Source organism: Mesorhizobium sp. M0771, assembly GCF_040320155.1.
Lineage (GTDB): Bacteria > Pseudomonadota > Alphaproteobacteria > Rhizobiales > Rhizobiaceae > Mesorhizobium.
This window is the reverse complement of the sequence record NZ_JAMYPC010000006.1, coordinates 230,311-252,667: the sequence shown is the minus strand read 5'-3', so window position 1 is coordinate 252,667 and position 22,357 is coordinate 230,311. Positions and strand designations below refer to the sequence as shown.

At 62.6% G+C, this 22,357-nt stretch carries 26 protein-coding genes and 1 pseudogene; 7 read left to right on the top strand and 20 right to left on the bottom strand.

Annotated elements, in window-relative coordinates; genetic code table 11:
* Position 1: 1 nt before the first annotated feature.
* The 5 genes from tsf to NKI05_RS12355 form a co-directional block, all read right to left on the bottom strand.
* A complete protein-coding gene (gene tsf / locus NKI05_RS12375) occupies positions 2–922 on the bottom strand; it encodes a translation elongation factor Ts (RefSeq protein ID WP_023684688.1) in 921 nt (306 codons plus the stop codon).
* 108 nt (positions 923–1,030) lie between these two features.
* The gene (rpsB, locus tag NKI05_RS12370; protein ID WP_023671022.1) at positions 1,031–1,819 is read right to left on the bottom strand and encodes a 30S ribosomal protein S2; all 789 of its coding nucleotides are present in this window, start codon (positions 1,817–1,819) and stop codon (positions 1,031–1,033) included.
* A 177-nt stretch (positions 1,820–1,996) separates the two neighbouring features.
* The gene (locus tag NKI05_RS12365; protein WP_023730120.1) at positions 1,997–2,608 is read right to left on the bottom strand and encodes a LysE family translocator; all 612 of its coding nucleotides are present in this window, start codon (positions 2,606–2,608) and stop codon (positions 1,997–1,999) included.
* Positions 2,605–2,883, bottom strand: a complete 279-nt coding sequence (locus NKI05_RS12360) for a DUF4031 domain-containing protein (protein ID WP_023671020.1) — start codon at positions 2,881–2,883, stop codon at positions 2,605–2,607. The genes NKI05_RS12365 and NKI05_RS12360 overlap by 4 nt, the downstream gene beginning before the upstream one ends.
* Before the next feature lie 44 nt (positions 2,884–2,927).
* Positions 2,928–3,758, bottom strand: a complete 831-nt coding sequence (locus tag NKI05_RS12355) for a cell envelope integrity EipB family protein (protein ID WP_023730122.1) — start codon at positions 3,756–3,758, stop codon at positions 2,928–2,930.
* 139 nt (positions 3,759–3,897) lie between these two features.
* Here NKI05_RS12355 and NKI05_RS12350 point away from each other — a divergent pair, with 139 nt between their 5' ends.
* From NKI05_RS12350 to NKI05_RS12330, 5 genes and pseudogenes are all read left to right on the top strand, one after another.
* Positions 3,898–4,362, top strand: a complete 465-nt coding sequence (locus tag NKI05_RS12350) for a RidA family protein (protein WP_023700733.1) — start codon at positions 3,898–3,900, stop codon at positions 4,360–4,362.
* Positions 4,363–4,376: 14 nt separating this feature from the next.
* Positions 4,377–5,105, top strand: coding sequence for a glycerophosphodiester phosphodiesterase (locus tag NKI05_RS12345; protein WP_031243384.1), 729 nt, complete (start codon positions 4,377–4,379; stop codon positions 5,103–5,105).
* A 55-nt stretch (positions 5,106–5,160) separates the two neighbouring features.
* Entirely contained in the window at positions 5,161–6,375 is a 1,215-nt protein-coding gene (locus NKI05_RS12340; RefSeq protein ID WP_023748395.1) for a GNAT family N-acetyltransferase, read from the top strand.
* A gap of 96 nt (positions 6,376–6,471) precedes the next feature.
* Positions 6,472–6,900: an HIT family protein gene (locus NKI05_RS12335; protein WP_023693438.1), complete on the top strand. Its 429-nt coding sequence runs from the start codon at positions 6,472–6,474 to the stop codon at positions 6,898–6,900.
* A 26-nt stretch (positions 6,901–6,926) separates the two neighbouring features.
* Positions 6,927–7,737, top strand: a pseudogene (locus NKI05_RS12330) (IS3 family transposase); the annotation flags it as partial.
* 57 nt (positions 7,738–7,794) lie between these two features.
* Here NKI05_RS12330 and clpA read toward each other — a convergent pair.
* The 4 genes from clpA to NKI05_RS12310 all read right to left on the bottom strand — a co-directional run bounded on the left by clpA (position 7,795) and on the right by NKI05_RS12310 (position 11,496).
* The gene (gene clpA / locus NKI05_RS12325; protein ID WP_023726656.1) at positions 7,795–10,284 is read right to left on the bottom strand and encodes an ATP-dependent Clp protease ATP-binding subunit ClpA; all 2,490 of its coding nucleotides are present in this window, start codon (positions 10,282–10,284) and stop codon (positions 7,795–7,797) included.
* A 6-nt stretch (positions 10,285–10,290) separates the two neighbouring features.
* On the bottom strand, positions 10,291–10,617 hold the full coding sequence (gene clpS, locus NKI05_RS12320; RefSeq protein ID WP_023671012.1) for an ATP-dependent Clp protease adapter ClpS: 327 nt from the start codon (positions 10,615–10,617) through the stop codon (positions 10,291–10,293).
* 277 nt (positions 10,618–10,894) lie between these two features.
* A complete protein-coding gene (locus tag NKI05_RS12315; RefSeq protein WP_023671011.1) occupies positions 10,895–11,224 on the bottom strand; it encodes a phasin family protein in 330 nt (109 codons plus the stop codon).
* The gene (locus NKI05_RS12310; protein WP_023726657.1) at positions 11,221–11,496 is read right to left on the bottom strand and encodes a hypothetical protein; all 276 of its coding nucleotides are present in this window, start codon (positions 11,494–11,496) and stop codon (positions 11,221–11,223) included. The genes NKI05_RS12315 and NKI05_RS12310 overlap by 4 nt, the downstream gene beginning before the upstream one ends.
* 68 nt (positions 11,497–11,564) lie before the next feature.
* Between NKI05_RS12310 and NKI05_RS12305 the strand changes: the two genes are divergently transcribed.
* A complete protein-coding gene (locus NKI05_RS12305) occupies positions 11,565–12,959 on the top strand; it encodes an SPOR domain-containing protein (RefSeq protein WP_352792396.1) in 1,395 nt (464 codons plus the stop codon).
* Positions 12,960–13,005: 46 nt separating this feature from the next.
* On the opposite strand, the gene NKI05_RS12300 is transcribed toward NKI05_RS12305, so the two are convergent.
* The 4 genes from NKI05_RS12300 to NKI05_RS12285 all read right to left on the bottom strand — a co-directional run bounded on the left by NKI05_RS12300 (position 13,006) and on the right by NKI05_RS12285 (position 16,458).
* The gene (locus NKI05_RS12300; RefSeq protein ID WP_023700739.1) at positions 13,006–13,704 is read right to left on the bottom strand and encodes a DnaJ domain-containing protein; all 699 of its coding nucleotides are present in this window, start codon (positions 13,702–13,704) and stop codon (positions 13,006–13,008) included.
* On the bottom strand, positions 13,704–14,435 hold the full coding sequence (locus NKI05_RS12295; RefSeq protein WP_027049456.1) for a hypothetical protein: 732 nt from the start codon (positions 14,433–14,435) through the stop codon (positions 13,704–13,706). Before NKI05_RS12295 ends, NKI05_RS12300 begins: the two co-directional genes overlap by 1 nt.
* A 103-nt stretch (positions 14,436–14,538) precedes the next feature.
* Positions 14,539–14,976, bottom strand: a complete 438-nt coding sequence (locus tag NKI05_RS12290) for a DUF1489 family protein (RefSeq protein ID WP_023688589.1) — start codon at positions 14,974–14,976, stop codon at positions 14,539–14,541.
* Between the two features lie 78 nt (positions 14,977–15,054).
* Positions 15,055–16,458: an L-serine ammonia-lyase gene (locus tag NKI05_RS12285; protein WP_352792395.1), complete on the bottom strand. Its 1,404-nt coding sequence runs from the start codon at positions 16,456–16,458 to the stop codon at positions 15,055–15,057.
* Between the two features lie 272 nt (positions 16,459–16,730).
* Between NKI05_RS12285 and NKI05_RS12280 the strand changes: the two genes are divergently transcribed.
* Positions 16,731–17,474: a DUF599 domain-containing protein gene (locus NKI05_RS12280; RefSeq protein WP_023671004.1), complete on the top strand. Its 744-nt coding sequence runs from the start codon at positions 16,731–16,733 to the stop codon at positions 17,472–17,474.
* Here NKI05_RS12280 and NKI05_RS12275 read toward each other — a convergent pair.
* The 7 genes from NKI05_RS12275 to NKI05_RS12245 form a co-directional block, all read right to left on the bottom strand.
* Positions 17,423–18,220: a YdcF family protein gene (locus NKI05_RS12275; RefSeq protein ID WP_352792394.1), complete on the bottom strand. Its 798-nt coding sequence runs from the start codon at positions 18,218–18,220 to the stop codon at positions 17,423–17,425. The two genes, NKI05_RS12280 and NKI05_RS12275, sit on opposite strands and share 52 nt — an antisense overlap.
* A 7-nt stretch (positions 18,221–18,227) precedes the next feature.
* Positions 18,228–18,758 carry a hypothetical protein gene (locus NKI05_RS12270; protein ID WP_023712360.1) on the bottom strand — a complete coding sequence of 177 codons (531 nt, stop codon included), beginning with the start codon at positions 18,756–18,758 and terminating at the stop codon, positions 18,228–18,230.
* 1 nt (position 18,759) lies between these two features.
* Complete coding sequence (locus NKI05_RS12265; RefSeq protein ID WP_352792393.1) at positions 18,760–20,325, bottom strand: amidase; 1,566 nt, start codon at positions 20,323–20,325, stop codon at positions 18,760–18,762.
* Positions 20,325–20,780 (bottom strand): GNAT family N-acetyltransferase, encoded by a 456-nt coding sequence (locus NKI05_RS12260; RefSeq protein ID WP_023834119.1) that lies wholly within the window; start codon positions 20,778–20,780, stop codon positions 20,325–20,327. Before NKI05_RS12260 ends, NKI05_RS12265 begins: the two co-directional genes overlap by 1 nt.
* A gap of 7 nt (positions 20,781–20,787) precedes the next feature.
* Positions 20,788–21,075, bottom strand: a complete 288-nt coding sequence (gatC, locus tag NKI05_RS12255; RefSeq protein WP_023670999.1) for an Asp-tRNA(Asn)/Glu-tRNA(Gln) amidotransferase subunit GatC — start codon at positions 21,073–21,075, stop codon at positions 20,788–20,790.
* 110 nt (positions 21,076–21,185) lie between these two features.
* Entirely contained in the window at positions 21,186–21,602 is a 417-nt protein-coding gene (locus NKI05_RS12250; protein ID WP_023670998.1) for a hypothetical protein, read from the bottom strand.
* A gap of 44 nt (positions 21,603–21,646) precedes the next feature.
* A complete protein-coding gene (locus tag NKI05_RS12245) occupies positions 21,647–22,354 on the bottom strand; it encodes a metal-dependent hydrolase (protein ID WP_023684673.1) in 708 nt (235 codons plus the stop codon).
* Positions 22,355–22,357: the final 3 nt, after the last annotated feature.

The window sequence follows — 22,357 nt, the reverse complement described above, 5'->3', positions numbered from 1 at the left end:
ACTACTTCTTCACCGCCGCCGCGACTTCCGCCGCGAAATCGGTCTCTTCCTTTTCGATGCCTTCGCCCAGCGCAAAGCGCAGATAGGCGGAGATCTTGGCCGGAGCGCCGATGTCCTTCTCGGCATCCTTCAGCGCCTGCTCGACAGTGATGTCGGGATTGAGCACGAAGGCCTGCTTGAGGAGCACGACTTCCTCGTAGAACTTGCGCAGGCGGCCTTCGACCATCTTTTCGATGATCGCTTCCGGCTTGCCGGACTGGCGCGCCTGGTCGGCGAAGATCGCCTTCTCGCGCTCGACCGCTGCCGGATCGATCTGCTCGGCGGTCAACGCCAGCGGGTTGGTGGCAGCGACATGCATGGCGACCTGGCGGCCAAAGGCGTTGGCGGCATGCTCATTGCCCGTCGTCTCGATCGCGACCAGAACGCCGAGCTTGCCAAGACCATCGGCAACCGCATTGTGGACGTAGGTTGCGACAGCACCGTGCGGGACGGTGAGCTTGGCCGAACGGCGGAAGCTCATGTTCTCGCCAATGGTGCCAACGGCGTCCTTGATGGTGTCGGTGACCGACTTGTCCGAACCCGGATACTTTGCGGCAGAGACAGCCTCCGTCGTGCCATAAGCAAGCGCGACCTTGGCGACATTGCGAACGATCTCCTGGAACTGCTCGTTGCGGGCCACGAAATCGGTCTCGGAGTTAACCTCGACGATGGCGGCCTCGCGGACGCCGGAGTCGACGCCGATCAGGCCTTCGGCGGCAGTACGGCCAGCCTTCTTGTCGGCCTTGGAAATGCCCTTCTTGCGCAGCCAGTCGACGGCCTCTTCGATGTTGCCGTTGGTCTCGGTCAACGCCGCCTTGCAGTCCATCATGCCCGCGCCGGTCAAGTCGCGGAGTTCTTTGACCTGTGCAGCCGAAATGCTCATTGTCGCCTCTTTGTTTTAAATGCACCGACGCACCACCGGTACTCGGTGATGCGTCCGTCTAGCGTGCCAAATATGAGAATGATGAAGGCCGCAACCGGCCTTCGACTGTCAAGCTTCCGGAGCGTCCGCAGCCGGGGCCGGAGCCGGATCAAGCGCCGGTTCGACCGGAGCTTCGACCGAGGCGCCGATGTCGACGCCGAGCGCGCCCTGCTGGCGGGCGATGCCGTCGATGGCAGCCTTGGCGATCAGGTCGCAATAGAGCTGGATGGCGCGCGCCGCGTCGTCATTACCGGGGATCGGGAAGTCGATCTTGTCCGGATCGCAGTTCGAATCGATGATGGCGACGACCGGAATGCCGAGGCGCTTGGCCTCGAGAATGGCGATCGCTTCCTTGTTGGTGTCGATGACGAACATCAGGTCGGGGGTCGAGCCCATGTCCTTGATACCGCCGAGCGCCTTGTCGAGCTTCTCGCGCTCGCGGTCGAGGTTCAGGCGTTCCTTCTTGGTCAGGCCCTGGGCCTCACCGGCCAGCATCTCGTCGAGCTTGCGCAGGCGCTGGATCGAATTCGAGATCGTCTTCCAGTTGGTCAGCATGCCGCCGAGCCAACGCGAGTTGACATAGTATTGGGCCGAACGCTGTGCGGCGTCGGCGACGATGTCGGACGCCTGGCGCTTGGTGCCGACGAACAGCACGCGGCCGCCCTTGGCAACGGTGTCGGAAACCTGCTTCAGAGCCTGGTGCAGCAAAGGCACCGTCTGCGACAGGTCGATGATGTGGATGTTGTTGCGGGCGCCGTAGATGTAAGGCGCCATCTTCGGGTTCCAGCGGTGGGTCTGGTGGCCGAAGTGAATGCCAGCTTCCAAAAGCTGGCGCATGCTGAAATCAGGCAGTGCCATTCTTAGTTCCTTTTCCGGTTAGCCTCCACGGACACAGGCATTTTTGGACTTTGTCCTCGAACGCCACCGGAGGTTTCAGCCGGATTTCTCCCGGGCAGACACCAAAGTCCGTGTGTGGAATGAGCGCGCATATAGAGGGGAAGCGCTGCAAACGCAAGCGGTGAGGTGCTTCATCGCTCAGCGTGCGGCAATCAGCGCTCCGGTGCCGATCATGGCGCTGCCGGCGAACCGGTTAATCAGCCGCATGCGTTCGGGCGTCCTGAGCCAGCCGGATGCCCTGCCCGCCAGCGCGGCGTAGATGCCCATGGTGAGAATATTGGCGCCGACGACGACTGCCACCACCAGCAGGCCGTCGGCAAACGTCATGGTGTCGAGGTTGAGGATCAGCGGCATGATCGAGGCGTGGAACAGGATCGCCTTCGGGTTGCCGAGCGCCACGGAGGCGCCAAGCAGGAACGACCGCGACAATCCGGTTTGGGGGATTCCTTGCGCGGCCGATTGCGCGGCCGCGGCCCGCCACATCTTGATGCCGAGGAAAATCAGGTAGGCCGCACCGGCGTATTTCAACAGGAGAAACACCCATTCGAAGGTCTGGGCCAGCGCCACCAGCCCGAGCAGTGCCAGGGTGACCAGCACGGCATCACCGGCGGCAATGCCCATTCCGGCGACGAACGCACGCAGGAAGCCGCGTGCCACGCCGTTGGTGATCACCGTGAACATCGCCGGTCCCGGCGTGGCGGCGGCAAGTGTGATGGCAAGGCAATAAGCCAGGAATGCCGTTAGCGTCACGATCGGCCCTTTCCGTTGGGTACCCGTACGCGCCTGAAGATCGCAACGATCTCCTCGCGGCTGCATTCGATGGCGCCGAGCCGCACCGCCCGGTCGCGCTCGAAGCCGGTTATGTCATAGTGCGGCGCCGATGTCCTGGGCGGCCCCTGGTAGGACGAACGCTTGACGCCAAGCTCGGCGGCGAAACGATGCAGTTCGTCCGTATCGTCGGCCATCAGGTGGCACCAGCGATGGCCGGCCCATTTCCAGATCGCCGCATCGACATAGACCGCCATCGGGAACTGCCATCAAGTCTGCCGTGGCCAGCGCCGCATTGTTGCTATTTCGAGACCGGGCAAGGCTTGGTCTGATCGAACAGCGACAGGTTGACCAGCTTTCCGGTCATCGAGAACTCGCCATAGTCCATTGTGAGGTCGCGGGTGATGCCGTTCTCGTGCAGCTTGAAGCTGATGCGGTATTCCGGCACCTCTTCGCCCGATTTGTCGGTCTCGTCGAAATAGGCGATGTCGACCGGCCAGTATTTGTCGCCGGCAAGCCTGGCCAGCGCCGGCGCTTCGGGGTCGGCCTTGTCGCCCTCGGCCTTCTTGCCGACGATGACGGTGGTGGTCATCACCTTGTTGGCATCCTCCGAACCGTCGAACAGGCTGGTTTCGTAGAAATTCTCGCCCTTCTCGGCCTTGCCGATCAGTTCGACCAGATGCTGGGTCGGGAACTGAGTGGCGGCGAGTTCCAGGCTGTTCTTCTCGGGCTTGTCGATGTCGACCTTGAGGCCCTTGGTCTCTTTCGTGGCGGTGCCCTTGACCTCCTTGTCGAGGTTCTGGTCGACGAAGGATTTGGTCACGAACGAGAAGGTCTTGCCTTCGGCGTCCTCGAACGTGGTCGTCTGCTGGTCGGTCAGCCTGGTGTTGTCGCCGGTGGCGATCTGGGTGACGAAACGGAATTTTACCGTATAGCCCTCGCAGGGCGAGCCGTTGAACTCATAGACCATGCGGCCGGAAATGCCGGTGATGCCCGAGCGGTCCGACGCCTTGTCGAGGGTAAGATCGTAGACGGCGCGATGCGCCTGCAGCGCCGGCACGGCAAAGGCCGGAGCCATCGAGAACAGCACCGGAACGAGAACGGCGTGGAAGGCAAGGCGCGTTGCGCGCATAAAGGGGCTCCGATCGTCGCAGCTGATGGCAGGCCGCAGGTAAAGATGGTCCAGCTTAAAAAAAGTCGTGGCGGAAGCGAGGCAAAAATAGCAATTTCGGCCCGGCCAGCGCGGCGTCTCCAAGCAATAGGGAAATACCATGAGTGAAACAATCGAAAAGCGGCTAAGCGATCTCGGCGTGACGATACCTGCCGCCGCAGCGCCCGCCGCGAACTATGTGCCCTATTGCAGGTCCGGCAATCTTTTGTTCACCGCCGGGCAGTTGCCGCTCAAGGACGGCAAGCTGCAGGCAAGCGGCCTGCTCGGCCGCGACGTCGATACCGAAACCGGCAAGGAAGGCGCAAAGTACTGCGCAATCAATGTCTTGGCCCAAGCAAAAGCAGCACTTGGCGATCTCGAAAAAATCCAGCGGCTGGTCAAGATCACCGTCTTTGTTGCATCAGTGCCGGATTTCGTCGAGCAGCATCTGGTCGCCAATGGCGCCTCCGATTTCCTGGTCGCGGCCCTTGGCGAGCGCGGCAAGCACGCCCGCTCCGCCGTCGGCACCGCCTGTCTGCCGCTTAATGCCGCAGTGGAAATCGAAGCCGTCTTCGAGGTCGCATGAGCAGGACCAAGACAATGACCGACCTTTCCTGGCTGACCGCCCGCCCGGTGGCGCATCGCGGCTTTCACGACATGAACAAGACGCGCTGGGAAAACACGCTGTCGGCCTTCGCGGCTGCCGCCGAGCGCGGCTATGCGATCGAATGCGACGTGCATCTGTCGTCCGACCGCGTCCCCGTCATCATTCATGACGGCGATCTCAGGCGGTTGACCGGCCAGGACGGCTTCGTCTGGCAGCGCACGGCGGCGGAAATGACGGCACTCAAGATCGGCGGCACCAGGGACCATATACCGACGTTGCAGCAAGCGCTCGACGTGGTCGATGGCCGTGTGCCGATGGTTATCGAATTGAAGGGCGTGCCCGGCTACGACGAGGGCCTGGTGGCGAGCGTCGGCAAGATGCTGGAGCGCTACAAGGGCAAGGCGGCGATCATGTCGTTCGACCATTGGCTGGTCCGCGATTTCCCCAGGGATGCGCCAGGAATTCCGGGCGGGCTCACGGCCTATGGCAAGGACAACCAGTTGATCGAGGCGCATTTCGCCATGCTGGCGCATGACCTCGCCTTCACCTCCTATGCCGCGGGCGATCTGCCGAACCCGTTCGTCAGCTTCGTGCGCGAAAGGCTTAAAATGCCTGTCATCACCTGGACGGTGCATGACCAGCCGGCGGTGGATCTCACCTTCAAATACGCCGACCAGATGACGTTCGAAGGGTTCGAACCCGATCTGGTCAATGTCGCCTGATGGAAGTGCCTGAAACGTGACTTGTAGCGGCCCCGACAGAGCTTAAATAAGCCCCATGGATCAAGGTGATGAAGGCGACGGGCAAACGGCGAATGCGGAGTTTTCCATCCGCGTCGCCGCCGGCATCAATGCCTTCACCTGCGACGAGTGGAACGGCTTTACCGGCACAACCCGCAGCGACACAGAAAATGGCTATAACCCTCTCGTTTCATATGCTTTTCTGAGCGCGCTTGAAGATTCCGGCTGCGCCGTGCGGCGTACCGGCTGGCAAGGTCATCATCTCAGACTGGAAAATGCCCAAGGCAGATTGCTGGGCGCCGTGCCCTGCTATCTCAAATCGCACAGCCAGGGCGAATATGTCTTCGACCACGGCTGGTCCGATGCGTTCGAACGCGCCGGCGGCAACTACTATCCGAAACTGCAATGCGCCGTGCCGTTCTCTCCGGTCACCGGCCCTCGCCTGCTGGTCAGCAAGGGCGAGGACAGCGCCATTGTGAAGGCCGGTCTCGCAGCGGGCCTGAAGGCGGTGACGGAAAAGCTCGGCGTGTCCTCCGCGCATGTCACCTTCGCCAATGAAAGCGACGTTGCAACGCTGGAAGCAGCCGGCTTCCTGCACCGCACCGACCAGCAGTTCCATTTCTTCAACGAAGGCTTTTCGACCTATGACGACTTTCTCGCCACGCTGGCGTCGCGCAAGCGCAAGGCGATGAAGAAGGAGCGCCGCGAGGCGCTCGCCAACGGTATCTCGATCGACCGGCTGACCGGCAAGGACCTGACCGAAAAGGCGTGGGACGATTTCTTCGCCTTCTATATGGATACGGGCAGCCGCAAATGGGGCCGGCCCTACCTCAACCGCAAGTTCTTCTCGCTGATCGGCGAGCGCATGTCCCAGGACATCCTGTTGATCATGGCCAAGCGCAATGGCCGCTATGTCGCCGGCGCCATCAACTTCATCGGCTCCGGTGCGCTCTACGGCCGCAATTGGGGCTGCATCGAGGACCACCCGTTCCTGCATTTCGAAGTCTGCTACCATCAGGCCATCGACTTCGCCATCGAGCGCAAGCTGAAGGTGGTCGAGGCTGGCGCGCAGGGCGAGCACAAGCTGGCGCGCGGCTACCGTCCCGTGACCATGCATTCGGCACACTACATCGCACATCCCGGCCTGCGGAACGCTGTGGCCGACTATCTCCGGCGGGAACGCCGCGAGGTCGAGCGGATGGGCGAAATCCTGGAAGAGCATACGCCGTTCCGCAAGGATCTTGAGGAATAGCGATCCGCCCCTGCCCTCGCCTGTCGATATCGCCGGACCATCTTGCCGGTCCGGGACAGCTTCGCTACACCGGGAGCATACTCCCGGAGCGCCGCCATGACCGAGGCCTACGACCCCAGCAATATCTTCGCGAAGATCCTGCGCGGCGAAATCCCGTCGCACCGCGTCTACGAGGATGATGCCGTGGTCGCCTTCATGGATGTGATGCCGCAAGGCCCCGGTCACACGCTGGTGGTGCCCAAAGCACCGTCGCGCAATCTGCTCGACGCCGATCCGGCGACGCTCGGCCGGCTGTTCACCACGGTCCAGAAGGTGGCGCTGGCGGTCAAAAAGGCTTTCGGCGCTGACGGGGTCACCATCCTGCAGTTCAACGAACCGGCGTCTGGCCAGACCGTCTATCACCTTCATGTCCATGTCATCCCGCGGTTCGAAGGCATCGCCCTCAAGCCGCATACGGGGCAGATGGAGAAGCCCGAAGTGCTGACGGAGAACGCGGCCAGGATCCGGGCAGCGCTGAACGGTTGAGGTGGCGCGCGCCTCACGGCGATGCGCTTGAGGGGCTGCTCGAACTGGCGAAGCTTGCGCGCAGCACGTTCTATTACAGACAGAAAGCAGCGAAGCGCTCGGACCGCCATGCGGCGCTGAAGGCGGCGATCAAGGCCATCTTCGACAGCCACAAGGGTCGCTACGGCTATCGCCGGGTGACTGCGCAACTGCACCGGTTGGGCCGGCGCGTCAACCACAAGACCGTCCAGAGGCTGATGGCCGGGATGGGATTGAAGTCGCTGGTCAGGCCGAAGAAGTATCGCTCCTACAGGGGCGAGGCTGGGCGGACCGCTCCCGATCTGGAGCGCAAGTTCGGCGCCGACCGCGCCAACCGCAAATGGGTGACCGACGTGACGGAGTTCAGCCTGGCCGGCGACAAGCTCTATCTGTCCCCGGTCATGGATCTCTACAATGGCGAGATCGTCGCGTTCGAGACGGCGCGGCGGCCACGCTTCAAAATGGTGGATAATATGCTGACCAAAGCCCTCGCCCGACTCAATGAGGACGAGCGGCCGATCCTGCATTCCGATCAGGGATGGCAGTATCAGATGTCGGCATTCCAACGCAGGCTGGAAGCCAGAGGCCTCCAACAGAGCATGTCACGCAAAGGCAATTGCCTCGACAACGCCCCAATGGAGAGCTTCTTTGCCATCCTCAAATCCGAGCTCTTCCATCCCGGAACCTTCCGTTCAAAGCCTGGACGACGCCATCGCGGACTACATCGACTATTACAACCACCGCCGCATCAAACTGAAACTGAAAGGGCTGGCCCCTGTGCAATACAGGAACCAGCCCTTAAACCTACCAACTCAATGAACCGTCCAACTTTATGGGGTCAGTTCATGAAGCGGGCTTTTTTCATTGGCGAACTTTTTAGCTCTTGCGCGGCAGTTGCGGCACCAGGCTGCGCTTGCCGCCATCCTTGCCCTTCGGCTCAGGCTCGTCCTTGCCCTTGGGTTGAGGCTTCTGCGACACCGCCTTCTTGGCGACGGGCTTCTTGGCCACCGCCTTGCGGGCTTTCGGCGCCTCTTCCGGCTCCTGCTTCGGCTGCACCGGGGCTTCGTCGGCCAGCGATTCGAGCTTCAGGCCGGTTTCGCCGGTTTCCTTCTTCTCGACAGTGACGCGCACCGTGCCGCCCTTCTTGAGCTTGCCGAACAGCACCTCGTCGGCCAACGGCTTCTTGATGTGCTCCTGGATGACCCGGCCGAGCGGCCGCGCACCCATGCGTTCATCGTAGCCCTTGTCGGCCAGCCAGGCGATCGCGTCCGGCGACAGGTCGAAGGTGACGCCCCGCTCGGAGAGCTGGGCCTCGAGCTGCATGACGAACTTCTGCACCACCTGATGGATGACCGGCACCGGCAGCGAGCCGAACGGGATGATCGCATCGAGACGGTTGCGGAACTCCGGCGTGAACAACCGGTTGATGGCCTCGACATCGTCGCCTTCGCGCTTGGTCGATCCGAAACCGATCGCCGCGCGCTGCGCATCGGATGCGCCCGCATTGGTGGTCATGATAAGGATGACATTGCGGAAGTCGATCTGCTTGCCGTTGTGGTCGGTCAGCTTGCCGTGGTCCATGACCTGCAACAGGATGTTGAACAGGTCCGGATGCGCCTTCTCAACTTCATCCAGCAAGAGCACGCAGTGCGGATGCTGGTCGACCCCGTCGGTGAGCAGACCGCCCTGGTCGAAGCCGACATAGCCGGGAGGCGCGCCGATCAACCGCGAGACGGTGTGGCGTTCCATATATTCCGACATGTCGAAGCGGATCAGCTCGACGCCGAGCGAGGCAGCCAACTGCTTGGCGACTTCGGTCTTGCCGACGCCGGTCGGGCCTGAGAACAGGTAGGAGCCGATCGGCTTTTCCGGTTCGCGCAGGCCGGCACGCGCCAGCTTGATCGCCGAGGTCAGCGCGGTGATGGCGGTGTCCTGGCCATAGACGACGCGCTTCAGCTCGATGTCGAGGCCTTGCAGCACCTTCTCGTCGTCTGCCGAAACCGTCTTCGGCGGGATGCGGGCCATCGTGGCGATCGTGGCTTCGATCTCCTTGATGCCGATCGTCTTCTTGCGCTTGGCTTCCGGCACCAGCATCTGCGAGGCGCCGGTCTCGTCGATCACGTCGATCGCCTTGTCCGGCAGCTTGCGGTCGTTGATGTAGCGGGCCGACAGTTCCACCGAAGCCTTGATCGCCTCGTTGGTGAACTTCACCTTGTGGAATTCCTCATAATAGGGCTTGAGGCCCTTCATGATCTCGATGGCGTCCTCGATGGTCGGCTCGTTGACGTCGATCTTCTGGAAGCGCCGCACCAGAGCGCGGTCCTTCTCGAAGAACTGGCGGAACTCCTTGTAAGTGGTCGAGCCGATGCAGCGGATGGCACCCGAAGACAGCGCCGGCTTCAACAGGTTCGACGCATCCATCGCGCCGCCTGACGTGGCGCCGGCCCCGATCACCGTGTGGATCTCGTCGATGAACAGCACGGCGCCGGGATAATCCTCGAGCTCCTTGACGACCTGCTTCAGCCGCTCTTCGAAATCGCCGCGATAGCGCGTGCCGGCCAACAGCGTGCCCATGTCGAGCGCGAAGATGGTGGCGTCCTGCAGCACTTCGGGCACATCGCCTTCAACGATGCGCTTGGCCAGGCCTTCGGCAATCGCCGTCTTGCCAACGCCGGGATCGCCGACATAGAGCGGGTTGTTCTTGGAACGGCGGCACAGCACCTGGATGGTGCGGTTGATTTCGCTCTCGCGGCCGATCAGCGGATCGATCTTGCCGGCCTTGGCCTTGTTGTTGAGGTTGACGCAATAAGCCGTCAGCGCATCCTGCTGCTGCTTCTTCTTGCCGCCTTCCTCCTGCGGCTCGGCGCCGTTCGGGCCGCCCTGCTCGTCATCGGCGCCGCGCGGCGAGCGCGTCTCCGATGCGCCGGGGCGCTTGGCGATGCCGTGCGAGATGTAGTTGACCGCGTCGTAGCGGGTCATCTGCTGTTCCTGCAGGAAATAAGCGGCATGGCTCTCGCGCTCGGCAAAGATGGCGACGAGCACGTTGGCGCCGGACACTTCCTCGCGGCCGGATGACTGTACATGGATCACGGCGCGCTGGATGACGCGCTGGAAGCCGGCGGTCGGCTTGGAATCCTCATCGTAACCGGTGACCAGATTGTCGAGTTCGGTGTCGATATAGGTCAGAACGGTGTGCTTCAGCTCGTCCAGATCGACGTTGCAGGCGCGCATAACGGCGGCCGCCTCGGTGTCGTCGATGAGGGCGAGCAGCAGATGTTCTAGGGTTGCATATTCATGGTGCCGCTCATTGGCGAGCGTCAGCGCCTGGTGAAGCGCCTTTTCCAGGCCTTGGGAGAAAGCCGGCATGTTACCTCACTTCTTCTCCATCACGCATTGCAGCGGATGCTGATTCTGTCGGGCGAAATCCATGACCTGAGACACTTTGGTCTCGGCCACCTCGAATGTATAGACCCCGCACTCGCCCACCCCATGATTGTGAACATGAAGCATGATGCGTGTGGCGGCTTCGCGGTCCTTTTGAAAAAAACGCTCCAGGACGTGAACCACGAACTCCATGGGCGTATAGTCGTCGTTGAGGATGAGGACCCTGTAAAGGCTGGGCTTCTTGGTCTTGGTCTTGGTGCGCGTAATGACGGCTGTGCCGCGACCGGCCTCATTGCCGTCGCCGTCACTTTGCATCCGCACCACGCTTGTCGTGGCAGTCAAACCTGAAGTCACGTAATCCTGCCTCTTTCGAATCCCCATGGCGAGTTCGATATGTAGGTGTTCGATGGACGATTTTAAGCCCTTCTTGTTAGCTGACAATATGGCTAGGTGGGCAAACCGAGGCGATTTTCAAAATCGTGAACCGCCAAAGCCCCGGAATTGAAACCGGCATGAAAAAACCCGGCCGCGCATCCGCGACCAGGTCTGTTTTGCAAGCCCGAAAGGCCGTGCCTGGTATTCTCGAGCGAAATTACTTCGCCTTGGCGACAATCGATTCGAAGGGCTTGTAAGCCTCCTTGGCGAGATCGGCATAGAGATCGCCGAACTTGGTCGCCTCGGCGACGAAGCTCTCATAGCTCTGCTTGGCGAAGTCGGACTGGATCTCGACCGCCTTTTCCAGCGACTTGGCGGAGAACAGCTTTTCGACCGCGGCGCTGCCGGCCTCGAAGCTCTTCTTGGTGTATTCGCCAGCTTCGGTGGCGATCGCCTGCGCGCCCTTAGAGAGCGAGGTGAAGCTCTTCAATCCGGTATCGGCAAACTCCTTGCCGTATTTCGAGAAGTCCTCGTAGGTCTGGGTCATTTGACGTTTCCCTTGGCGTTTTGAAGCGCCCTTGCCTGAGCGCGGTTGTGCAATGCACGAGAATATATTGTGCGCTGCACAAAAGTCAAGATTTCAGCGGCATCAGGCCGCGCTGCGCCGGCAACAGCTAAAATTCGAATAAAGAAAGGCTCAAGCCCGAGGAAAATGGTGAACGCGCCGGTTACCATAAACGGATTGGTAACGCTGGCCGCGATAGTTTGACGACAAGTGAGGTCGGATCCCTTTGCCGCCTCCAGGGCAATGAGTTTCAAAGGAACTATCAGTGCGTCAGGCGTTGTCGGTCTTCGGTTCAAAATCCGCATCTTCCCTCAAAACGATCATGATCCTCGCTTTGGCGATGTCATTTGTCGTTGCGGATGCCGCGTCCTCGATGGCCGCCAGGTCTTCGGCGATCGTCGTCGACGCCAAGACCGGCAAGGTGCTTTATTCGTCCGATGCCAACGGCCGGCGCTACCCGGCGTCGCTGACCAAGATGATGACGCTCTATCTGACCTTCGAGGCCATGGCGAAGGGCCGGATCAGCAGGAACACGCCCGTGCCGTTCTCGGCCAAAGCGGCGGCCGAACCGCCGACCAAGCTCGGCGTCAAGGCGGGCGGAGCGGTTTCGGTCGAGACCGCCATCCTGTCGATGGTGACCAAGTCGGCCAATGATTCGGCGACCGCGCTCGGCGAACTGCTCGGCGGCAGCGAAAGCAATTTCGCCCGCATGATGACCGCCAAGGCGCGCGCGCTCGGCATGGACGGCACCGTGTTTCGCAATGCCAACGGCCTGCCCGATCCCGGCCAGTTCACAACCGCCCACGACATGGCGATGCTCGGCATAGCGCTCAGGGAACATTATCCGCAGTATTACGGCTATTTCTCGCAGCGCTCCTTCCTTTACGGCCGCCAGCGCATCAATGGCCACAACCGTCTGCTCGGCCGCATCAAGGGCGTCGACGGCATCAAGACCGGCTATACCCGCGCCTCCGGCTTCAACCTCGTCTCGTCGGTTTCGGATGGCAACCGCCGCCTCGTCGCCGTCGTCATGGGCGGCACTTCGGGGCGCAGCCGCGACAACCAGATGGCCGGCCTGATCAACGCCTACATGCCGCGCGCATCGACCCGCGGCGGCGGCGCCCTGGTCGCCAAGGCCGGCGGCGACAATCCGGCCAAGGCGCTGGCCAAGGTCTTCCTGCCCAAGCATGACGCGCCGACGCCGGATGGCAAGCCGATCGTTGAAGACGATGCCGTAGCGTCCAATGACGATCCGACATCCGCTGACGAGCAGTCTGCTGAAGGCCAGTCTGCCGACGAACAGACGGTGGCCGCGGTCGAAGAGCCCGCCCCCGTCGTCAAGACCAGGAAGGTCAAGACCGTCATCGTGACGGCGCCGAAGGTCGAAACTGCGCAGATTGTGGCTGCCTATGCCGAACCCACGCCTGTATCCCCACAGGCGGTCGACCCGGTCAACACGGCCTCGGTGCCGGCTGGTTGGGCGGTGCAGGTGGCGTCGTCGCCCAAGCAGTCCGAAGCCCAGGCTTTCCTCGACAAGACCGCCAAGCTGGCGCCCAAAGTTCTTGGGGCTGCTTCCGGTTTCACCGTCGCCTTCGAAAAGGATGGCGAGACCTATTACCGCGCCCGGTTCGGCGGCTTCCGCTCGAAGGACGCGGCCTGGAATGCCTGCAATGCCCTGAAGAAAAAGAAAATCGCCTGCTACGCCGTCCAACAGTAGGGCGGCGTCGGAACCATCTCCCGGAAATTTACTGCGTCGAAGGAGACTAGTTGTGATTGGAGAGCAAGACGTCCTTGGCTTCGTTGATCCGCGCCGCCAGGAAAGACGTGCCGCCGATGTCGGGGTGCAGGCGCTGCATCAGGCGGCGGTGCGCCTTGCGGACATCCGCCGCGGCGGCCCCCGCTTCAAGACCAAGGATCTTGTAGGCCTCCTCCTTAGTCATGGCGCCCGCACCTGGCGCAACACCCAGCCCTTCGCCACCGTTCGCCTCAGCGTCTTTGCGCCAGACGGGAAAACGGCCGTCAAGATACGTCTCTAGGAGCTGGCGGCTCTCCGGGTCGCCGGGGAGTTCGCGGTAAAGCTGCTGCAGCTCGGCCAGGCCCATCGCGCCCAGCATCTTGCCTTCATGGCGGCCGGCCAGAACCAGGCCTTCAAGCCCGCCCGTATCGTGATCAAGCTCCATTTCCAGTGCGGCGGTCCGCACCGTCGAGCGCTTGCCGGGCGCCGGCCCGACCGACGGCCGCTTCATTCGCATCGAACCGTACCAGGCAAGGGCCGCGGCCAGAATGAGGCCGGCAATGCCTTCGCGCCCGACCACCAGCACGGCGAGCCCGACCAGCGCCAGAAGCACCGGCCCGAGCGTGCGCATGCCGCTTGCCAGTTTTTGCGCATCGGCGCGGACAAAGATCGTCGCCGCGCCGAGCAGCACCAGAAACAGTGCAACAAGTGCAATGATAGCGCCCATCAATTCCCGCCGCCCCTGAGATGCTCGATCAGCAGCCGGTCTCCCGGCCTGTCCCTTGCCTCGAGCGCCTTCAATCCACCCGTCGCATAGACGGCGACCGCCGAAAGCAGCCCGGCCAAGGTCGCGGCGGCCCGCCGATCAAATCGGAACCAAGCCCCTTTGGACAGCCGCGCAATCTCCTTGAACGCCTTTTCTGCGCCGGGATCATGGCCTTCCTGGAAGACGAAGACGGGAGCGCCGTGCAGACCGAGGCTGCCGGCCTTCTGCGCCAGGTCGTCGATATCCTCTTCCATGGCGTCGCCGATATAGACCAGAGCATTGACCTTGGCCGCCGCCGTTTCCTTCAGCGCATGCGCCAGCACCTTGCCGATCTGGGTGTGGCCGGCACGGCAGTCGATCCGCGTCATCAGCTGCTTCAGGGCATTGGTGTCGGCGACAAAAGCCGACGAGCGGCACTCGCCCAACCCGCGAAAATAGGCCAGTTGGACGCTGAGAGTGCCGGCCTTGCCAACGGCGTCGAACATTTCGCCCTGCAGCTTGGTGGCGAGATCCCAGGTCGGCTGGCGGCTCATCGTGGCGTCGAGCGCAAGGATCAGCCGCCCGGAGCCGGTCGCGGACGCGGCAAGCGTCCGGGCCTGACGGATAAAGGCGTCGATCTCGCCGGCATTGGATTGAGGCTTGACCGGCGCAGGACTGGCCCTTGCGGGCACGCGCTGCTTCTTGTCGCTCATAAGAAGCAAGATGTGGCGTTGTCGAGCCCCTTGCAAGTCCAGCCTTGGACAAGATGAAGGGCCAGCGCTCGACGCTCTGGGAGAAGCGGCCGCGCCCTTGGCTCTACAGCAAGCCCAGATCGGCGAGCTCGCGCTTCAGTTTCGGCGGCATCTCGACCATTCCGGCCTTGCCCTTGCCGAAATCTGCGGGCGCATCCGACGGTTTGAGATAACGCCAGCCCTGGAAGGCGCGGCGCGGCTGCCAGTCGGTGCGCACGACGTCGAGGTCGAGCATCAGGCGGCAACGGCCGATGCCTTCGTCGTCGGTGAAGGGCCTGATGTCAGTGATCAGCTGGCGGCATTGCACGCTGCCCTTGATCACCCAATAAAGCGAACCGCCATCGGTGACCTCGGCGCCGCGCGCCGGCACCATGCGGGTGGTGTGCCAGTGCTCGGCGGGTTCGCCGGCGCGGCGGCGCTCATCGACGCGAAAGGCGATCCATTCTTCGAGGTCCTCGACGCTGTCGCAACCGACGCACAGTTTTAGGAGATTGAGTGCCATCGCTTAAGGTTTAGTCCGGCGCGCGATTGCGTCAACGGCCCTGCCCGACTTCTCCACAGTGCCAGTGGCGTTGCGCGGTCAGCATTCCACGACATTGACGGCGAGCCCACCAAGGCTGGTTTCCTTGTACTTCTCGTTCATGTCGAGGCCCGTCTGGCGCATTGTTTCGATCGCGGCGTCGAGCGGCACGAAATGGACGCCGTCGCCTTTGATCGCCAGAGAGGCGGCGGTGACCGCCTTGACGGCGCCGAGCGCATTGCGCTCGATGCAAGGCACCTGGACCAGACCGCCGACCGGATCGCAAGTCATGCCGAGATGATGTTCGAGCGCGATTTCGGCGGCGTTCTCGACCTGCTCGGGCGTGCCGCCCATGACGGCGCAGAGACCCGCGGCAGCCATCGCCGAGGCCGAGCCGACCTCGCCCTGGCAGCCGACCTCGGCGCCGGAGATCGAGGCATTGGTCTTGATGATGCCGCCGACGGCGGCCGCCGTGAGCAGGAAGTCGCGGATGCTCGGCTGGTCGGCCTCGGGGTGGAAATGCAGCCAGTAACGCAGCACCGCCGGCAATGTGCCGGCCGCGCCATTGGTCGGCGCGGTGACGACGCGTCCACCGGCGGCGTTCTCTTCGTTCACCGCCATGGCGTAGATCGACAGCCAGTCATTGGCCAGCAAAGGGTTGGGCTTGTTCTGCTGCCATTGCTCCTGCAGCTTGTCGTGCAGCATCCGGGCACGACGGCGCACTTTCAGCCCGCCCGGCATGATGCCGTCCTGCGACAGGCCGCGGTCGATGCAGCACTTCATGGCGCCCCAGATCGCATCAAGGCCGCTGTCGAGCTCCTCGCGCGACATATGCGTCTCTTCATTGATGCGCTTCATGTCGGCGATAGACAGGCCGCTTTTGCCTGCCATCTTCAGCATCTCGACGGCGTTCTTGAAGGGATAGGGCACCTTCTTGCCTTCTGTGGTCACCGAGCCCTTCACCTTCATCCGCTGCAGCTCTTCCTCGGACACCACGAAGCCGCCGCCGATGGAATAGTAGATGCGCTTGAGCAGCAGCCGGTCGCCGGCATCGTAAGCGTAGAAGGCCATGCCGTTGGCGTGGCCGGTGAGCGGCGTCTTGCGGTCGAGCACCAGATCCGTCGCCGGATCGAAGCGATAGGAGGGATGGCCGCGTGGCGATATCCGCTTCTCGGCGGCGATGCGCGTGGCGACTCCCTCGGCCTGATCGGGATCGACCGTCTGCGGTGTCAGGCCAGCAAGTCCGAGGACAACGGCGCGATCCGAGCCATGGCCGATACCGGTATAGGCGAGCGAGCCGTGCAGGCTGGCGCCAATGCGATCGACCTTGACGCCGGCCGGGCGCGGCCAGTCGTCGCCGGCGATCTCGTCGAGAAACCGCCGCGCCGCTGTCATCGGTCCCATCGTGTGCGAACTCGACGGTCCGATGCCGATCTTGAACAGGTCGAAAACCGAAAGAAACACGCTGCGCCGTCTCCGGGAATGGGATCAAGACCTACATATAGGACTTTCCATGATGTTTGTGCTGTTTTGCGGATTGCGGCGCTGCACCTGCCGACCTTGTTTGCTCCGGCAGCGACATCCCCGGCTGAAAGCGCGTCGCGCTGAAACGGATTCATGCGACGCGCTTTAAGTTCTTGTTTCAATGCATGTCGTTGTCCCAGAACCGCAGCTCACCTCTGGGCGGCATGCATTGGAGCATCGAGCTGACCGCTTTGCCTGTGGTAAAAGGGGGCATGGGCGATTCCTTCCATCTGTCGACGGCTGATCTGGCGGCGCTGGCTTTCTTCCTGCTCGCATGGTTGCTGCATACACTGGCGTCCGACGGCAGACTGGTCAGCCGGGTGTCGTTGACGATGGCCATGAACGTGCAGCGCGAGGCCTGGATGCGCACCATGGCCGAGCGCGAAATCCGCATCGTCGACACCGCCATCATGAGCGGCCTGCAGCAAGGCACCGCCTTTTTCGCCTCCAGTTCGCTGATTGCGCTCGGTGGCTGTTTCGCGCTGCTTGGCGCCTCGGATCAGGTCCTTGCCGTGCTGAACGACCTGCCGTTGAACGCGACCTCATCGCGCTCCGCCTTCCAGATCAAAGTCTTTGGCCTGGTGCTGATCCTGGCCTTCGCCTTCTTCAAGTTCGGCTGGGCCTACCGTCTCTTCAACTACTGCACGATCCTGATCGGCGCGGTGCCGATCCCCTATGGCGAGGCGTCACGCAACCCGGTCAGCGAAACGGCGGTGTGGCGCGCGGCGCGCATGAACATGCTGGCCGGCAAGCACTTCAATTCAGGGCTGCGCGCGGTGTTCTTCTCGATCGGCTATCTCGGCTGGTTCGTCGACCCGATCGTGTTCGTGCTGTCGACGCTGCTGCTTCTGGCGGTGCTGGTGCGGCGTCAGTTCTTTTCCGCCGCAAGGCAAGCGGTGATCGGTCAGCCGCCCGGGCCGGGGAAAAGCTGGTCGATCCGGCCCGATAGCCAATAGGCGGCGAGCCCGATCCATTCGCGGATCGCCATGGTCGTGGTCTGCAGCGAATCGGGTGCGTTGTCGCGAAACAGGCCAAAGCCTTCATTGCCCGAGGTGCGATAGTCGACAGGCCACGGGACCGTCTGAAAGCCGGCCTTGTCGAACAGTGCCTTGGCGCGCGGCATGTGGAAGGCGGAGGTCACCAGCAGCCAGGTCTCGCCCGGTTTCGGCGTTACTAGTTCCTTGGTGAAGACGGCATTCTCATAGGTGTTGCGGGATTTGCTCTCGAGCATCAGGCGATCGGCGTCGACGCCAAGCGCACCGAGCAGCCGCGGCGCGGTGGCCGCATCCCCCTCGCCATCGATGAACAGTTCACCGGTGCCGCCCGAGATAACCACTTTCGCCTCGGGAAAGCGCCGGGCAAGGATCGCCGCCTCGACCATGCGGTCGCCGCCGGAATTCAGCTCATAGCCGCCGCGCGCCAGATTGATGGCGCCCTCGAAGCCGCCGCCGAGCACGACGATGCCGTCGACCTTCCGCGGCAGCGGCGGCTTTGGGAAGCGCTCTTCGAGCGGATTGAGCATCATGGCGCCAAGCGACGTCCAGGCCGACAGCGCCAGAATGAGGAAGGCGAACACACTGCCCGTCGCCGCCGATCGCCGGCGGCCGATCAGCGCCGCGAGCAAGCCGGCAAGCAGCAGGAAGATCGCCAGGTTGAGTGGTTGGACGAAGAACCAGAATACCTTGGAGAGATAGAAGAACATTGCCTGCCTATCTCCAGCTCAAATTGTGACGGCCGGTGAAGTGCTCGACCGCACTCGCTACCGCTTCCGCTTCGAGGCGGCTTAACTCCCTGCCGAAAACAAGGGCGCCGTTCGCGTTGGTTAAGCTGATGACTTCCGACAGTCCCACTTCGTCCGTGGGATAGGTATGGTCGAGGATTTCGACCCTAAGATGCCCTTTCAAAGGCAGTGACCACCGATTTCGCAAAGAACCCCTCACCGAGCGCACGGCTGCGGTGTCGGTCAGCCGCAGGGTTTCCCTGCCGAACACCCGCCAGATGAAATCCTTGCCCAGGAAATAGGTGAAGAGGGCAATGACCGCCACGAAGGACAGCAGGCCGAGCGTGCCGCTGGTGAGCGTTGCGGACGACATATCCGTCAATCCCATGTAGCCGGTGTAGGCGACGATCGCGGCCCCGATCAGGACAAAGACTGTCCTGAAATCCGAGGTGCGTGGCGGGTTCGTGATCAGCAGTTCGTTTCCCGTCTCGACGATGGAAATGCGAGACGGAGGCGGCATGCTACCACCACTTCTCCGGCTGGAAGGTTCCCGCCGCCTGCTCGATGACGGCGGCTGTCTGGAACAGGGTTTCCTCGTCGAAGGGACGGCCAATCAGCTGCAGGCCGAGCGGCAGGCCCTTGGCATCGAGGCCGGCAGGCACGGCAATGCCCGGCAGTCCGGCCATGTTCACGGTCACCGTGAAAATGTCGTTGAGGTACATTTTTACCGGATCGGCGGCCATGTCCTCGTCGGCGATGCCGAAGGCGGCCGACGGCGTCGCCGGCGTCAGGATGACGTCGACGCCGTCGGCAAAAACCGTCTCGAAGTCGCGCTTGATCAAATTGCGCACCTTCTGCGCCTGCAGATAGTAGGCATCGTAATAGCCTGCCGACAGCACATAGGTGCCGATCATGATGCGACGCTTGACCTCTTGACCGAACCCGGCGGCTCGGGTCTTTTCGTACATGTCGACAATGTCCTGGCCTGGCACGCGCAAGCCATAGCGGACGCCGTCATAGCGCGCCAGATTGGACGATGCTTCGGCAGGCGCTACGATATAATAAGCCGGCAAAGCATACTTGGTGTGCGGCAGCGAAATGTCGACGATCTCGGCGCCGGCATCCCTGAGCCAGGCAATGCCCTTCTGCCACAGCGCCTCGATCTCTTCCGGCATGCCGTCGACGCGGTATTCCCGGGGAATGCCGACCTTCATGCCCCTGATCGGTTTGCCGATCGCCGCCTCGTAATCCGGCACCGGCCGGTCGACGGAAGTGGTGTCCTTGGCGTCGACCGAGGCCATGGACTTCAGCATGATCGCGGCATCGCGCACGTCCCGGGCGATCGGGCCCGCCTGATCGAGCGACGAAGCGAAGGCGACGATGCCCCAGCGCGAGCAGCGGCCATAGGTCGGCTTGATGCCGACGGTGCCGGTGAAGGCGGCTGGCTGGCGGATCGAGCCGCCGGTGTCGGTGGCGGTGGCGCCGGCGCACAGGAAAGCCGAGACGGCGGAAGCCGAGCCCCCCGACGAGCCCCCCGGCACCAGTTGGGCATTGTCCAGCGTGCGTGCGGTCTTCGTGCCGCCGGCCGAAACGAAACCGCCATCGCCCTGATGCGTGGTCGGCATCACCACCGTGTCGAGGCGCGAACGCCGCCACGGATTGACGACAGGGCCGTAATAGGAGGTCTCGTTGGACGAGCCCATGGCGAACTCGTCCATGTTGAGCTTGCCCAGCATGACGGCGCCGTCTGCCCACAAATTGGCGGTGACTGTCGATTCGTAGCGCGGCTTGAAGCCGTCGAGCACATGGCTGCAGGCCTGGGTGTGGACACCTTCGGTGCCGAACAGGTCCTTGATGCCGAGCGGGATGCCCTCCAGCGCACCGCCCTGGCCCTTGGCGAGCCTGGCGTCGGAAGCTTTGGCCATATCGCGCGCCTTGTCGCCGGTGACGACGATGTAGGCATTGAGCACCGGATTGGCGCGCTCGATGGCACCGAGATAGGCCTCGGTGATTTCGACGGCCGAAATCTCCTTGGCGCGCAGCTTGGCGCGCGCCTGCGAAATTGTCAGATGGGTCAATCCGCTCATCAAAGGCTCTTTTCGTAAAACACCGACCACTCGGAATCGGGATAATCCAGCACCGGCCCGCAGCGCGAGAAGCCGGCGCGTTCGTAGACGGTCCAGGCGGCGGGATGGCGGTCGCCGGTTTCAAGCACCAGGCGCTTCAGCCCTTCGCTGCGCGCCAGCGTTTCGACATGCTCGACGATCTTGGCGCCGATCTTCCTGCGGCGATGCGAGGGCCGCGTGTACATGCGCTTGACCTCACCGACGCGGGCGTCATGGCGCTTCAGCGCGCCGCAACCGATGGCTTGCCCGTCGTCGCGGGCGATGAACACGGTGGTGTCGTCGCCAGCCATCTGCTCGACCGTCAGATGGTAGCAATGCTCCGGCGGCGTCAGTTCGAGCAGCGTCGCGTTGAGCTCCTCGACCAAAGCGCGGACATCGTCCTGCAGCGGCGTTTCGACGGCGATCTCGATTGCCATCGGCCAGCTACTCCACGACCTTCGGCACGAGGAAGAAATTCTCGTCAGTGGCCGGCGCGTTGGCGACGATATCGGCAGCCTTGTTGCCGTCGGTGACGATGTCTTGGCGCTTCTTCATCTCCATCGGGGTCACCGATGTCATCGGTTCGACGCCGGAGACATCGACCTCGTTCAGCTGCTCGACAAAGCCCAGAATGGCGTTCAGCTCGCCGGTCATGCGCTCGGCATCCTCCTCGCTCACCGCAATGCGGGCGAGACGCGCGACGCGCTTCACAGTTTGCAGATCAACGGACATGTCTTTAGCCTTTGGGAAAACCAGATGGCGCTATAGCGGCGTGGCGCGTGCCGCGCAACATCGATCGTGCTTGGGGATAGAGCCCGTTCATGCCAGGGCGGCATTTCAGCCTAGGGCAGCGATACACCCTCGCACAGATAATAGCTGCCGCCATTGCCGGCCTGCTCGCCTTCGTCGGCGGTCGGGCGCACCGAGACGATGTCGATTTGGGTCGCGTTCATCTGCGTGATCGACAGTATATCGGGAAAGAGAAAGCCCGGCTCCTGGCAGATGGCAGTGACCGCCCAGCTCGGCGAGCGCGTCGCCTTGGTGACCTGGACGAACTCGCAATTATACTCGACGCTTTGCAGGCCGTCCGCCGACAAGATGACATTGCCGGTGTCAATCAGCGTCTGCAGCGTGTCCTTTTTGGCTTGCGCGCAAAGCTCCTGGGTCTGGAGGTAAACGCCCTTGATGAAGTCCTCGGCGGCGGATGCGGGCGACGCAGCGACCAGCATCGAAACGCAAAGAGTCTCTCTCAAACCCATGGTTTAATTCCCCTTTGCGACAAGGGATCGTTTCAACGATCGCTCTATAGTGTGATCGTTTGGCCGATGGCTGGCAAGGCTACGTCGACACCTGATCCTTCGAGGCCGGCCACGAACTTCTCCGCCGTCGCGTCGATGATCGGGAAGGTGCCGAAGTGGCATGGCACGACGGTGTCGAAGTGGAAGAAGCGCCGGCAGGCCAGGGCCGCCACCGCGCCGCCCATGGTGAAGCGGTCGCCGACCGGCACGAGGCCGATCTTCGGCTCATGCAATTCCTCGATCAGCGCCATATCGGAGAAGATGTCGGTGTCGCCCATATGGTAGAGCGTCTTGTCCTCCGGGAAATGCAGGACCAGCCCGTTGGGATTGCCGAGGTAGACGTTCTGGCCGCCATCGAGCCCAAACGACGAGGAATGCAGTGCCTGCACGAAGGTGGTGGTGAAGGCACCGCAATCGACGGTGCCGCCATGATTGCCGGGATTGATCTTCTTGCCGTCGACGCCCTTGCCGACCAGGTACATGCAGATCTCGTAATTGGCGACCAGCTGGGCGCCGCTCTTCTTCAGCACCTCCACCGCGCCGCTGACATGGTCACTGTGGCCGTGGGTCAAAAGCACATGGGTGACGCCTTCCGCCGGCCCCTCCCAGCCGCTCGTCCATGATGGGTTGCCGACGAGATAGGGGTCGATCAGGATGGTCGCGCCTGATGTCTCGACGCGGAAGGCGGAATGTCCGTACCAGGTCAATTTCATCGA